Source organism: Mesorhizobium sp. M2E.F.Ca.ET.219.01.1.1, assembly GCF_004016445.2.
Taxonomy (GTDB): Bacteria; Pseudomonadota; Alphaproteobacteria; order Rhizobiales; family Rhizobiaceae; genus Mesorhizobium.
Map to the genome: position 1 here is coordinate 1 of NZ_SADT02000012.1, position 12,255 is coordinate 12,255.

A 12,255-nucleotide genomic window follows, 5' to 3' on the forward strand; every position below is an offset into this window, starting at 1 on the left:
AGGCCATCGAGCGCTACATCGACTATTACAACCACCGCCGCATCAAATTGAAACTGAAAGGGCTGAGCCCTGTGCAATACAGGACCCAGCCCTTAAACCTACCCAGCTCAATGAACCGTCCAACTTTATGGGGTCAGTTCAATCTGCCGGGGCTTTTTCTGTTAAGGCCCGCCGATAAACTAGAATTTGTAGTTCAGACCAACGCGAACGGTGTGGAAGGGGACTTTAACGTCGGCATCTGGCCCTGGCCCTGGGAGATCGAACGTCGCTTTACCCAGGTCTGTGTAAAGATACTCAGACTTGAGCGACCAATTCGTGTTGATGGCGTATTCAGCGCCCGCACCAACGGTCCAACCGACCTTGGTCTTGGAAGAGTCGATCCCTGGGAAAGAGAGCTTTTCGTGACCGTAGGCCAAGCCGCCAGTGCCATAGACCAGGAAGCGATCAACGGGCGTATAGCCGATGCGAGCACGCAACGTGCCGAACCAGTCAACCTTTGTTTCGAGGCTGGGACCGCCGATCGATACCTCGCCCTTGACGTCGGCACCCTGGAAGTCGGCTTCAACGCCGTAGACGAATTGGCCAACCTGCCAGTTGTAACCGGCCTGAACACCGCCAACGAAGCCGCTCGCACTGAGGTCAAAACCGCCAGGGCCGCCGTCGGAAGGATCAACGCTAAACGTGCCGAAACCGCCGCCGGCGTTCACGCCGATATATGCGCCGGTCCAATCATAGGAAGCAGCAATCGGTGCCTCCTGCAAAGCGTCGGCTGCGTAGGCGGTACCGGTCGCGAGGACGAGAGCGGTTGCAAGAAGAAGCTGTTTCACGGGAATACCCTTTGTTGCCGAGCTTAGGTCGGATGAATGCCTCAACGTCACCACCCGAGTGGATATAGCGATGTCGCGGAACGCCTTTTGTTGTCAACGCCGACAAGTTGGAAGGCGTGGATATTGTTGGGGAGATGCCTGAAAGCCACACATCACAGCGCGATTTCGAAAGCGTGGCCCGTAGCTTACAAGCATCTGCTAATGTAGCTTGACGGCATGCAACCAGACGAAACCACTGGAGATGGTGTGACTGACGAAGCTGACTACACGAGCGGCCCGACAGTTCTGCGCTCTGTTGGGGGCGTTGGGTTTGAACCGCCGGGCCTAGCCGACTCCCAGGCGTGGGAGGGTCGGCCGATGCAGAACTTACATTAGCAAGGCTGCATGAAGATCACGCTTGGTTACGTTCCACTGATTCTATCCGGATGCCGTGCCGCCGGGCGGCCCGGCGCGAAGCGGGGTAGGCTCCACGAGCCGGGCCTGACCGGCGGGGCACTAGATACACTGCACCGGCTGGCGAAGGTTATATCAGCTGTGGCTAAAGCTTCCGTCGTGTGAACAGAGGACGCTGCGAACGCACCTGAACAGCGCAAAGGCTGGAAGCCTTGCCCGTGAGGCGATTTCCGCTTTCTTACAGAACCGGGCGGGTTGGCTTCCTCGGTTCCGGCAAGCTGTTACAGGGATTTGCAGCCAATGCGGCTAAGCGCCAGTCTCTTTGGCACATCTCCCTTGCCAGCAACTCATTGCGATCTTCAGCGGTCGTTCGACCTTTCTTCGCGGCAAGCAGATAGTCGGCTCGGTTCGTTCGAAAGTCTTCTTTCGTCGCAGACATCGTTTCCTCCCGGATTTCCGCAGGCGTTGCCCTCCTTCTGGCCTGACGGGGAGACACACTAGCTGCCGATATATCGCGCGAGTCCACCAATTGAGGATTGTGTAGAACGATATATCCGGGCAGCGGGCTGCCCAACTCTAGGCGGTGTAGACGGCGGCGCGACCGCAGCCTACGTGGTCTTAACATTTGTAGGCGCGCCCGGCCGGCTGTGAGCGCATGATTAATTTCTTGGCCCACGTGCCGGGCCGAGACCCCACTTCACCCGCTGGCTTCGGCCGGCGGGCTTTTTTGTCGCCTTGCGCGACTAAAACCGGGCAGCCGGCAGAGTGAGCAACGATAAGAAATCGAGACGCCTATGGATCGCCATTAGCATCCTCATCGCTGGGCTTGTGCTCATCCTGCTGGTTGGCCTCGCATACGCCGTGCTGATTCAACATCCTGCCGAATAAGCCGGCCGAAGATTTCGGCCGCTACATCAAATGCAATAGACAGTCTGGGCAGGAGCCGCCAAGGTGCGATGGTCAGCGGCTATGTTATGGGCTACGCTGCTTGAGAGCGACCAACGCACTCTCGCCCCCAACGGGAACAGAGAGATGCAACGGCACCTGCCGCCTAATGCCTTTTATCCAGAAGATCTCGACGTGCTGAAGCGCGTGTTTGACGTTCTGTGCCGCGAACGCGGTTGCCAGCCGGGCTCCCCGGACGCCGAAGCTACCGCCTTATTGCTGGTCAACTTGTTCGAGAGCGGCCGGAGAACGGAAGAGGAGCTGCTTGAGGCGGTTCAGACCACGCAGGCTTACCGCAAGGCAAGCTAGGCGGTGCCGGCTTACGCGCTTCCCGCCGCCTTATGCTGAGCAGCTCAACTTCAGCGGACGCGGTAGGGCCGCGCCTCATCACCTTGGCGGGGCGACAATAGATTGCGGGAAGCCATGAGACGGGATCGCGACGTTGAAACAGCCCTCAGTTGCCAGTCATCGTGCTCGATGCTCGCAAGCTCTGCCTTGGCTGTCTGCCGGTCTAGATGCATACGATGGAAGTCTACCAAGCTTTCGAGCAGCTGAAGGAAATCGTGCGCTTTCCTAATTGAATGGTGGCGGACCTGTAGTTCAAGAATACGTCCGCGCTGCTCGGCAATACGCCGCTCGCCCCGTGTGACGCGCCGTCGCGCCTTGTCGATTTCGTCTGCAAGTGTCACGGGCCGGTAACGCGGGGGGGTGATTGTTCCTTGGCGATGTATTTCACAACCAGGTCTGGCACGGCCTGTCCGGCTTAAAGCACTTGTTTGCAGTCACCAAGGACGCGGGCGGCTGGGCCGGATCATCGCCCGCGCGATCGCCAGCTCTGCTTCCACTTTGGCGTTTTCCTTCTGCATCATGTTGTCGGCTGCTATCAGTCGACGAAGCGATCGCTTGATCTCCTCTCGGTCCCAGCCTGCTTCGATCATGCAATCAATGATCGCCTGAAAACCGGGCTCCATCGCCTCCTGGCAGTCGACCTCGCGGTCGGGATAATCGCCGGCGCGCCGCGGCTTTCTGATCAAAGGTAAGCCTCCCCGTCGCCGCGGTGCTCGTAGCAGAACCAGTGCAACGGTCTCTTCGGCTTGGCAAATCCCCAACCGGCATCCCTGCCGCAGCCTTCGTGTTCGCAGACATGCCCGAGCGCGCCTCGAGGGCGCTGCGGGATCATCTCCCCAAGGCGTGTAGGCTCGTCGCTCATGACCAAAAGATTCCACAGACCGGCTTGACGGGCAAGGAATTTGTTCTCATTTCGTTCTCATGGCGCACGAGAAGGTCGATACGCTGGGCAAGGCGACCCGGCACAATTTGCTGCTGAAGGTGGAGTGCGCGTGCGGGAACGTGCGCTACTGCCGTTCGGCCGACTTGATGATGGTCTATGGCGGCGGCGCGGATCCGTTCAAGCTGAAGTTCGATTGCAGCCGCTGCAAGCCCGACATCAAGCTGACGTTGCTCGAGCTCCACCCCGACCACCTGCCGAGGAAGCTCGTCATCCACAAGCCGATGACGGTCGACGGCAAGATCGTATGGCACACCGAGCGGTTTCGGCCATGAAGGAGCGCTTCAAGGTCGAGGCGATCCAGAGCGGCTACCGAGTGCTCGACCAGGCCGGAAAGGTGCTCGCGATCGTCGAGCGAAGGCCGCAGGCGTTCGAATTCGTCCGCGATCGCGGCGGCCGCGTCCGACTCCAATGGGCGAGGACGGTGATCGTCAACCAAACTTTGCCGCGCGATTTTTCTGCAACGCATGGCGGTTTTTGAGGTGGTTGCGCCGCTCGGGGCCCCTATGCCGAGTTCATCGCCAATGCCAATCAATACCCGCGACCGCGCCCTACATCCCTTCGCAAGCTTGGTACCACTCAACTGGATTCGCCTCGATTGTTGGCTAAAAACGAGGCGTCTCACCTGCCACCGCTCGGCCAAGCCGCTTGAAGTATGTTCCGTTCGCAATTCCAAGGCGCGGGTGAGCGCCGTCACAAGCCGAGACTTAGCTTGCGACCGAAATTCCAATCGGTGCCGCCGTCGCCGCGAATGACGCCGGAGACGTGCTTGCCAACATGGCGCTCCAACGACGGTGTCCACGGCACGAGCTGGAAGCCGAGTCCGTCATCGATCATCGCAAAACGGCCAGATGCGAGCGCGAAGCGCTGACTGTAAGTACCAGAGACGAATTGGCCTTTGCCGGCTCGGTTGAATGGCTGGCCGGTTTGGGCCGCGAGCCTGCTTCCCAGCGCATCGAGTTCCCTTCGGCGCAGCGTTTCGATCAGGTTGCCGGCAAAGACGGTCCCGGCCGGTTGGCGCTCAGCCAGACCCAAGCCGACAAGCTGCTCGACGCGCCGGTCGAGCGCCTGCCGCACCTCGGCACCGAAGCCGCCATCGGAAAGAGCTGCCGCGGGACGGGCGAGCGCCTGCCTGTCGAGCCAGGTCGCCCCCTCTGCAGCGACCTGTCTGTCGAGATCCAGATCGGAGCGCACAGCGAGCGCCAGGCGTCGGCGCCCCTGAACGTCCACAAATTTGCGCAGTTCAACGATCGAGCCCGGCGCGCCGTCGCCGGCCGCCTCGAGATCGGCAAGCCGGACGTGATGGCAACGCCCGTCGACGCCGTCGACGACCGCATAGGCAGTGCCCTTGAGTTCGTCATCCAGTCCGCGCTCGATCAGACGACCGATGACCGCCCCACCAATATTCTCGGCGGCCAGCACATAGCTGGCACTCGCGCGTTCAATATCGCGGTCCGAGAATGCGCGATGCAGGCGTTTGATGATATCGGCGCGCTCGCCCATCTCGCGCAGCGTTGCCTCGGCCCTCTCGCTGACGATCCATTGGCCTGGACCGAGCTGCTCGGCGAGGCCGAGCGTTTCCAGTTTGCGCAACCGACCCAGCTTAAGCGCTGTGAATTCATCAGGCAGGCGATCGGCGTGCGGCGCGAGATCGATGAGGCCGGTGTTGCGTGCATCACGCGTCAACTGACGGTCGAGCCCGGTCCATCGCTCAGCATCGACCTGGCGTTGGACATGCCGGCGGATCTCGAGATCGGATCTCGGGCCGAGCTCCTGCGTGATGAGATCGCTGGCGCGATCGCGCATGCCGCGACTGATGTAGTCGCGCGAAATCACCAGGTCCTGCCCGTCATCGGTCCGGCCGCGCAGGATGACATGGATATGCGGATTGTCGGTGTTCCAGTGGTCGACGGCGATCCAGTCGAGCGCCGTGCCGAGATCCTTCTCCATGAGACGCATGAGATCACGGGTGAAGGATTTCAGGTCGGCCATCTCGACAGCGTCCTCTGGCGAGACGATGAAGCGGAAATGATGCCGGTCGTCCTTGCAGCGCGCGAGGAAATCCGTGGTCGACGCATCGTCGATCTCGGGTCCGAACATGCGGGCCTTCACGTCGTCGCGCGTGACGCCCTCGCGGCTCAGGTAGTTGAAGTGGGTCGAAAGCGGCGCGCGATGCTTCAAATGGCGGACCACCCGGGTCTTGATCGTGGCGACGCGGGAGCGGCCAGTAAGCAAACGGTTAGCCTGAATGCTCGCCGCGCGGCCGCGTCCGAATTGCGAGCGCTTGCCCGACCCGATCCGGCCGGACCGCGACACGCTGCCGCCAGCCTTTTGGGCCGCAGCAAGCGCCTGGGCGATGAAAGGCCGCGAGGATTGGGCTCGCGTCGAGCGAATGCGACCCGGACGGACACGGAAGTCGCGCTCATCGGACACGGCAAGCGCCTGCACATTTCGAACAGCTAGGCAAATACAATGAGTTAGCTGCTCTCACCACATTGCGCCTATCCGTTGCAATGTGCGGAAAGCGTCGAAAAAGCCAACAAACACAACCATCCGGCCGCGTCACAATGTGCGCCCTTTTATCTTGCCATCCTTCGGTTGTCGCATCCTGCTCTCCCCCTCCCCTACGCCCTGACGTCCAGGACAACGCCCGGACACGATTTGCAGATTTCGCCGTCACCGAACTGATGCCTCGGCTCCGGACCCGACGAACAGCTCGCGCGGCCGGGAACCGGCCGCAAAAGGGTCGCCCCCGGAAGCTGCCGCCGAATGCTCGATGGATGCGCCTTGGCCGAGAGCTGGATCGGATCCTGACTCGGAGGCCGACTGCAGTACGAACAGAGGCGCGATGCCCCGGGTCACTGCTCCACCATGGGCGGCGGTAAGCGAGCCGGACGCATCACCGCCGCCCCAGAAAGGGCGAAGCTTAGCAATATAGGCCCGGGTCTCAGCCGGCAGCGGGCGGCCTTTCAAAGACGCTTCGTAACGCCCTGGCCCTGCGTTGTAGGCGGCAAGGAAGCCCGGTGAGCCGTATCGATCAAGGAGCTCGCGGAGATAGGCCGCACCAGCAAGGATGTTGTCGCGCGGATCATAGGGATCGCGGCCGAGCTGGTGACGAAGGCGCAGCTCGGCCCAGGTCGCGGGCATGATCTGCATCAAACCCACTGCCCCTTTTGATGAGACCGCGCGCGGGTCGCGAGCGCTTTCGAGATGCATGATTGCGCGTATCCAGCGCTGAGGTACGCGGAAGCGATGCGATGCCTCGGCGATATGCGCGGCATAAGGATCGTCCCCGGATTTGCTGGAGGCCTGCGCGGATTGTGCGGTCGCCCCCGTCATTGCGTCACAGAGGATCAGCATGCCAACGAGAAGACAAAGTGCTTCACTCCGACCGGGCAACCAGCGGACGGAGCGGCTTTGGTCCGCGCAGCTCGGCGCCGATGCCCAACTCATCGGGCGCGCTCCGGCTTGGATTTCGGCCGTATCCAGCGCAGCGACCAGGAGCCGTCATCGGATCGGAAGAGACCGGCGCGGAAGCGCCGGCCGAACAGCGGATCCTCAAGTCGGCAGGACAGGTAGTCGCCAGCCGTCTGGCCGGTTTCCTTCCAGGCCGCGCCGACTTCTGGACCGCCGGGAGCGCCGATATGGATACGGAAATCCGGCGCCTTGCCGTCGGATGTCGTCGTCGGGACGAGCACCAGCTCGGCATCGACGAGCAGTGTTCGAATGCGTCCTGAGTAACCGGATTCTGTTTTCTGGAAGACCCCGATCTCGGCCATGGTGCATCTCCTTCCTCTTGTTGGCTGGGTGAATTTCAGGTCGGCGGAGCGAGCCAGGCGAAATGCCCATCGCCCCTCTCGTCGGTCCAAAGCGGCCGCGCGCGTCCGACGATCGAGGTCGCCGGGAAAGGGCCGAAATAGCGGCCGTCGAGACTGTCTTGGACTTGTCGGTTCATGACGAAGATTTCGTCGGCGGCGATGATGCGGCAGCCCTGCCAGCCAGGCAGCGCGCGCCCCTTGCGATCACGCTCCAATGCGATGCCAAGCGCACGCCCGTTCACCGTGATGAGGCTACCGAGGCGGCAGACTTCCTGCCCAGGAAGCGCCTCGATGTGTTTCAGCATCGGCACCCCGAGCGGAAGGTAGCCTCGCTCGGCGGCGAAGAGCGCGACGGTCTCTGGCGGGTCGATTACGGCGAGCACACCAGTCGCTGGTACGGGCATTTCGCCGATCGCGTAAAACCCGATCGGCGCGCTGGCGGACGCGTTCCAGAGCATGAGCGGCGGCATCCGCACCGCAGGCGGAGCGACCGTCGCGCCGACGGCCACGAGCGTCGCGGCCATGGAAGCGATGCGGCTCATGACCTCGCTCGCTTGCGCAACAGAAAGGCCCGGTGCTGCTCGAGCGAATAGGCACGCGGCATTCCGCCGGCGACCAGCCGGTTGTGGGTCTGCCGCCAATAGTCAGGTGCCGCCTCGACCGGATCGAGGCCGAGTGCCTCGATCGCATCGATGAGTTGGAGAACGCGCTCGACCTTCTCCCAGCCCGCGATCTTGAGAAGGATCTCGCCGCCTGGCCGGATGTAAGGCAGAGTCTGATGAGGTTCACCGGGAAAGACGGCGCGCACGATGTCGATGCGCGAAACGATGGTGCCAAAGTCGTTCGCCGCCCAGCGCACGAACGCAAAGATACTGCCTGGAGCAAAAGCGACGACGCGGCGCCGCTTGTCGATGATCGTCTGATTGGCAGGACGTCCGAAGCGGAGGCGATGCTCGATCCGCTTCTCGATCCAGATCAGCTCGACCGTCGTCAAATCGCCGCGCGGCGTCGATGGAGTTGACGGCGTCATGCGTCGTCTCCCTCGCGCCGGCCAAGCCACCGCTGGTCACCGCCAGTCCGCGGCGTGGGCGCAAGACTGTTAGATTGAGAGTTAGACTCTAAGTTAGGAGCGCGATTTTCCGCGCCCGGTCCGCAGCTTAGCGCCAATAGCGGTTCCCGAAAGCACGAGGACGCGGTTCCCGATGGCACGATAGTTCGGGTTCCCGATGGCACGAACCTGTCAACAGGCGTCGGTGCTGGTTCGAAAGCCAACAACACACGGCCGCGGGCTTCGATTTCCGTGAACAGAAGGTACCCGGGCAGAGGCTGGCGGCGCACGATCTCACGCAGCTCGAAGGCGAAGCGCTTGAGCGGCGAAAGGCTGCCGGACTTGCGATGCAGGTGGCCGATGTCGAAACGCCAGCCGGCGCGCTGGCGTCCGCCATGCTTGCGCACCAGCCGGTAGAGCCAGCGCTCCAGACCACCCGTCAGCCCGAAATATGCACGGTCGATCGTCAGGATCAGCGCATCGTCCATGACCGCGCGATAGAACCAATCGGGCAAGATCAGCTCGACGCCGAGCGGTCGCCCGTTTCGGTCGGCGCGTTCCTGCCACTCGTTGATCCACGAGAAGCGATGGCGCCGGCCTTCGGCGGGTTGACGAATGGAGGTGACGACGCTTGTCGACTGCAGGCGGTCGAGCGCAGCTTTGAGGCGCAGGTAGTCTCGCTTCGAGACCCCGCGTCCGATGAAGGTGAGTATTTCGTATGGCGTCGCGGCCATCAGGCGCGACGTGCGCAATCCGGCATCCCGCGCGTTGACGATCTGACTCGCGGCCCAGATCAGGATGTCGGCATCCCAGATCGTCGCCATGCCATGATCGGGCATCGCTTCGACACAGATCGCCACATCGCCAGCGCGAAAATCGATCGGCGCCACGCGCCTGGATTTGGCAAGGGAAAAGAATGGATAGGCCATGAGATCCTGCGCATCGCGTGGTGCAACAACACCTGGCAGCGCCTGGAACAGATCGAGCTGTCCCCGCTCCGACGGTTGCCGTGGTCTTCGAGGCATGAGGGAGGGTCAGCGCCTCTCGCGTCCGGCATAGGGGATCAGGCGTCCCGCCGGAGGCTTGGCAGGCAGCACCGACCCACGCGGATCGGTTGTCGATGTCATGGCGCCCCGCTGAGCCCAGGCCTGAAGGTCGTCGACAGAATAGACGACGCGACCGCCAAGTTTGCGATAAGCAGGCCCGGTCCCATAGGTGCGGTGTTTCTCCAGCGTGCGCGCCGAGAGACTGAGGAAGTGCGCAGCTTCCGAAGTGCGCAGATAGCGCGGCGGCAATGGCGCGGCGTCAGCGTTCATGAGGTGTCTCCTTCCGGCCGTTGCGGTTGAACGGCGATCGATGGCCAGGATGGAGGAGCGTGGGGACGAAGATCAGGTGCGCAATTGAGGGGCGCTATTTCGCACCGCTCAGAGGGCTTTGGGCAGTGGCGCCGGCGGGCGCGGCAATTGGCGGAGCCGACGCTCAATCATCTTCACGCCATTGCTGGTCAACCAACCCGTCTGATGAAAGGAGGCCCGGTCATGGCGCCCGGCGGCGCGAAGAGCTTCGGCAGTCAGCATGAGAAGAAGCCTCGCCCGGCGTTGGCCGGGCGAGGCTCTTGATTCACTCGCCGTTACGGCGGTTGGGGCGGGACCAGATGAGGCTATGGCCCTCACCTTCCTCGTCGGCGAAGAGGTTGGCGTAGATCGGAGCGGTGAAGCTCGGATCGTCGAGCTTGAGCCCAAGATAATCGCGGCCCTCGTTGGATCGCTTGGACCAGGCGGCGCCGATCTCGGCCTTGCCGACCACCACGCGGTGGCTTGGAGCGTTCTCGCCGTTGGCCCTTGTGTCGGGGACGATGCGCACGCCCTTGGCCTGGACGCTGAGGGTGACGATCTCGCCGGTGAACTCGTTCGCATTGGTCTTCTTGAAAGTGCCGATGGTAGCCATTTTCTGTCTCCGTTTTCTTCATTTCCGAGGCCGCACCATGCGACCTCGATGGCGATCGTGAGGCCGAAGGCGAGCGCTGCCGCATCGCTTGCGACCGCAGCCAAGCGGAGGATGGCGCAGGCGCGCGTTTCTTGGTTCGCGAGGAATGGGCTCCGCCCAGGGGAAGAAACTCGCGCCGCGCCATTGCGGCATGGGCGCTCGAGGCTTCAGCCGGCCTTCGGCCAGATCAGCCCGTTCGAGAGGTCGTTGGTGCGCTCTGTGAAAGGAAAGGCGGAGGCGATGGCGGATCCGGGCCTACGTGACAAAAGCGACGTGGTCGCCGGTAGGATATCCATAACTGCTGGGGTGTGGGAGCCTGTTTCCCCTCCGACAATCCGGCCCGACCGCCACCAAAGCCGCCTCCGAGCACGTTATAGCGGGCGACCGGACCTACATTCGATCATGCGATCAACTCCCGCCCGGACTTAACCCCGAAGCGGGACGACCGCGTATCATTGCACGAAGAGCCCTTCAAAAATGACGCCGTCGCGCGCGCAGCAATTGGCGATAGCCGCGCTCGATCATTTTCAGGCCGTCGCGCAAGAGGCGATGCGTCTGGTAGCGGAAAGCCGAGTCATGCCAGTCGGCGGCGCTGACCAGCCGCTGACCGAACAAGGCGGTCGCGACTTCAAAGAGGGATGCCTGTTGGTCCCGCCCATCCAGGCATCGCAGCATGTGACCCAGGCGGCGGCGCTGGGCTGAGGTCAAGCGGGGGTCGGGATGGTATTGCCTGTGGATCGCGCGGATGAACCGCTCGATCGCCTGAAGCCGGTCAGGTGCCATTTCATCGAGGGGAACAATCGCGGCGAGCGGCTTGCCCGGCTGCGTCTCGCCGAGAAGTGCCAGCTGCGTGCCGGGGGGAGATCGCATATGGCGGCCGATCTCGTCATGCCGACCGGCGGCAAGCGGGATGTCGAAGGTGCTGCCCTCCCCCGCGCGCAGATCCGGCGGAACCTCAACAAGATTGACGATCCCAGGATCAACCTCAGGCGCCCAATAAACGGGCTGCTCGACCGCGGACTGGTCAGGCCTGGCAGCGAAACTGTAACCCCCAGCGTTTGCGCAGCGCGCGCATTGCCTTGGTCGAGCGGGAGGCAGTGAAGTCTTGCTGATATAGCGGATTGCGTCGCAAGAACTCCCAGGCAATCGCATCGGCGGCGGCGCCTTTAACGAATGCATATGCCTGTGGGTCACGCCACTTCGATGTATCCGGCTTCATCCGCATCCTTCCCTACGCAAGGATTTGATAGGGGGACGTGCCGTTAGGCGAAATCCTTGGATTCCGTCATTGACGAACGGACGAGAAGAAGCTCCCGGCGCCTGGCGGATCAGGCCGGGATGTTAGGGCAGCCATGTCTCCGTCCAGGCGCGACAGGCCTCATCATCGTCCTGGCTCCACGTAGTGAACGCACGCCAAGCGGCGAAAGACGAGGCGGGCAGCCCGAAGAGTGAGCCGACCGCCTGGTCGCCAGCGGGCCAGCCGGCGGGCCGGTCATTCTTCGCGTCATCAGTGAGGCGTCGCAGGTCTGCCAGCGCCGAAGCGGATGTGCGGCAGCGGAAATTCGAATATGCAGGTGTTGTCAGTCGCTTCCCGAACCACGATCGCAAGCTTGGCGATCACACCCGCCAACGATTGGGCAGGTGTCGCCGCAAATTTCGGCGAATAAGGCATCGGCCTTTTCAGCGGTCAGAGCGGCGCAGCAAAAAGGCAGAGTGCAACCAGCACGCGGCGCCGAGCGGCCGAACGGTTAGACATGATGATGTGAACCTCCTCGATGTTGTTGCTGCGTGCGTTCAACCAAAGCGTCAGGACCCCGCGATCATTGCCGTGTCCCATTCCAGGAGCCCTCCACGGCGTCGGGGTTGTTGCCGAAATTGTAGCTGCCCGCGAACGACTGGCCGTCAGCGGCGAGCTTGAACTTGCCGCTGCCTCGCGTGCCGTCCGACTGG

15 protein-coding genes and 1 pseudogene are annotated in these 12,255 nt (G+C 62.5%); 4 read left to right on the forward strand and 12 right to left on the reverse strand.

Translation table 11 applies throughout. The features are described 5' to 3' along the window. Window positions 1-95, forward strand: a pseudogene (locus EN862_RS33765) (IS3 family transposase); the annotation flags it as partial. Between the two features lie 84 nt (window positions 96-179). Here EN862_RS33765 and EN862_RS33770 read toward each other — a convergent pair. Continuing rightward, window positions 180-827, reverse strand: a complete 648-nt coding sequence (locus tag EN862_RS33770; protein ID WP_127868783.1) for an outer membrane protein — start codon at window positions 825-827, stop codon at window positions 180-182. Window positions 828-2,252: 1,425 nt separating this feature from the next. On the opposite strand from EN862_RS33770, the gene EN862_RS33780 reads away from it, so the two are divergent. Further along, window positions 2,253-2,474: a hypothetical protein gene (locus tag EN862_RS33780; protein ID WP_127868785.1), complete on the forward strand. Its 222-nt coding sequence runs from the start codon at window positions 2,253-2,255 to the stop codon at window positions 2,472-2,474. A 473-nt stretch (window positions 2,475-2,947) separates the two neighbouring features. Here EN862_RS33780 and EN862_RS33785 read toward each other — a convergent pair whose 3' ends face one another. Next, complete coding sequence (locus EN862_RS33785; RefSeq protein ID WP_127868786.1) at window positions 2,948-3,199, reverse strand: hypothetical protein; 252 nt, start codon at window positions 3,197-3,199, stop codon at window positions 2,948-2,950. Between the two features lie 235 nt (window positions 3,200-3,434). Here EN862_RS33785 and EN862_RS33790 point away from each other — a divergent pair, with 235 nt between their 5' ends. After that, window positions 3,435-3,728: a hypothetical protein gene (locus EN862_RS33790; protein ID WP_127868787.1), complete on the forward strand. Its 294-nt coding sequence runs from the start codon at window positions 3,435-3,437 to the stop codon at window positions 3,726-3,728. Further along, on the forward strand, window positions 3,725-3,934 hold the full coding sequence (locus EN862_RS33795) for a hypothetical protein (protein WP_127868788.1): 210 nt from the start codon (window positions 3,725-3,727) through the stop codon (window positions 3,932-3,934). Before EN862_RS33790 ends, EN862_RS33795 begins: the two co-directional genes overlap by 4 nt. Window positions 3,935-4,146: 212 nt before the next feature. On the opposite strand, the gene EN862_RS33800 is transcribed toward EN862_RS33795, so the two are convergent. The 10 genes from EN862_RS33800 to EN862_RS37125 all read right to left on the reverse strand — a co-directional run bounded on the left by EN862_RS33800 (window position 4,147) and on the right by EN862_RS37125 (window position 11,530). After that, complete coding sequence (locus EN862_RS33800) at window positions 4,147-5,886, reverse strand: VirD2 family relaxase/mobilization nuclease (protein WP_127868789.1); 1,740 nt, start codon at window positions 5,884-5,886, stop codon at window positions 4,147-4,149. Between the two features lie 243 nt (window positions 5,887-6,129). Then, the gene (locus EN862_RS33805; protein ID WP_127868790.1) at window positions 6,130-6,906 is read right to left on the reverse strand and encodes a lytic transglycosylase domain-containing protein; all 777 of its coding nucleotides are present in this window, start codon (window positions 6,904-6,906) and stop codon (window positions 6,130-6,132) included. Next, window positions 6,903-7,232, reverse strand: a complete 330-nt coding sequence (locus EN862_RS33810) for a DUF736 family protein (protein ID WP_127868791.1) — start codon at window positions 7,230-7,232, stop codon at window positions 6,903-6,905. The genes EN862_RS33805 and EN862_RS33810 overlap by 4 nt, the downstream gene beginning before the upstream one ends. Before the next feature lie 35 nt (window positions 7,233-7,267). Beyond that, entirely contained in the window at window positions 7,268-7,813 is a 546-nt protein-coding gene (locus tag EN862_RS33815; RefSeq protein WP_127868792.1) for a S26 family signal peptidase, read from the reverse strand. Further along, entirely contained in the window at window positions 7,810-8,301 is a 492-nt protein-coding gene (locus tag EN862_RS33820; RefSeq protein WP_127868793.1) for a DUF2840 domain-containing protein, read from the reverse strand. Before EN862_RS33820 ends, EN862_RS33815 begins: the two co-directional genes overlap by 4 nt. After that, a complete protein-coding gene (locus EN862_RS33825; protein ID WP_127868794.1) occupies window positions 8,298-9,344 on the reverse strand; it encodes a replication initiator protein A in 1,047 nt (348 codons plus the stop codon). The genes EN862_RS33820 and EN862_RS33825 overlap by 4 nt, the downstream gene beginning before the upstream one ends. A gap of 9 nt (window positions 9,345-9,353) precedes the next feature. Next, on the reverse strand, window positions 9,354-9,635 hold the full coding sequence (locus tag EN862_RS33830; RefSeq protein ID WP_127868795.1) for a helix-turn-helix domain-containing protein: 282 nt from the start codon (window positions 9,633-9,635) through the stop codon (window positions 9,354-9,356). Between the two features lie 304 nt (window positions 9,636-9,939). Next, the gene (locus EN862_RS33835) at window positions 9,940-10,266 is read right to left on the reverse strand and encodes a DUF736 domain-containing protein (protein ID WP_042643545.1); all 327 of its coding nucleotides are present in this window, start codon (window positions 10,264-10,266) and stop codon (window positions 9,940-9,942) included. Window positions 10,267-10,776: 510 nt separating this feature from the next. Further along, on the reverse strand, window positions 10,777-11,175 hold the full coding sequence (locus EN862_RS37120) for a DUF2285 domain-containing protein (RefSeq protein ID WP_281035871.1): 399 nt from the start codon (window positions 11,173-11,175) through the stop codon (window positions 10,777-10,779). A gap of 154 nt (window positions 11,176-11,329) precedes the next feature. Continuing rightward, window positions 11,330-11,530, reverse strand: a complete 201-nt coding sequence (locus EN862_RS37125) for a DUF6499 domain-containing protein (RefSeq protein ID WP_348632102.1) — start codon at window positions 11,528-11,530, stop codon at window positions 11,330-11,332. Window positions 11,531-12,255: the final 725 nt, after the last annotated feature.

Excerpts from the sequence above, each read along its gene's own strand:
- EN862_RS33780 (WP_127868785.1), top strand. The coding sequence starts at position 2,253 with ATGCAACGGCACCTGCCGCCTAATGCCTTTTATCCAGAAGATCTCGAC.
- EN862_RS33790 (WP_127868787.1), top strand. The coding sequence starts at position 3,435 with ATGGCGCACGAGAAGGTCGATACGCTGGGCAAGGCGACCCGGCACAAT.
- EN862_RS33795 (WP_127868788.1), top strand. The coding sequence starts at position 3,725 with ATGAAGGAGCGCTTCAAGGTCGAGGCGATCCAGAGCGGCTACCGAGTG.
- EN862_RS33805 (WP_127868790.1), bottom strand. The coding sequence starts at position 6,906 with ATGAGTTGGGCATCGGCGCCGAGCTGCGCGGACCAAAGCCGCTCCGTC.
- EN862_RS33810 (WP_127868791.1), bottom strand. The coding sequence starts at position 7,232 with ATGGCCGAGATCGGGGTCTTCCAGAAAACAGAATCCGGTTACTCAGGA.
- EN862_RS33815 (WP_127868792.1), bottom strand. The coding sequence starts at position 7,813 with ATGAGCCGCATCGCTTCCATGGCCGCGACGCTCGTGGCCGTCGGCGCG.
- EN862_RS33820 (WP_127868793.1), bottom strand. The coding sequence starts at position 8,301 with ATGACGCCGTCAACTCCATCGACGCCGCGCGGCGATTTGACGACGGTC.
- EN862_RS33825 (WP_127868794.1), bottom strand. The coding sequence starts at position 9,344 with ATGCCTCGAAGACCACGGCAACCGTCGGAGCGGGGACAGCTCGATCTG.
- EN862_RS33830 (WP_127868795.1), bottom strand. The coding sequence starts at position 9,635 with ATGAACGCTGACGCCGCGCCATTGCCGCCGCGCTATCTGCGCACTTCG.
- EN862_RS33835 (WP_042643545.1), bottom strand. The coding sequence starts at position 10,266 with ATGGCTACCATCGGCACTTTCAAGAAGACCAATGCGAACGAGTTCACC.
- EN862_RS37120 (WP_281035871.1), bottom strand. The coding sequence starts at position 11,175 with ATGCGATCTCCCCCCGGCACGCAGCTGGCACTTCTCGGCGAGACGCAG.
- EN862_RS37125 (WP_348632102.1), bottom strand. The coding sequence starts at position 11,530 with ATGCGGATGAAGCCGGATACATCGAAGTGGCGTGACCCACAGGCATAT.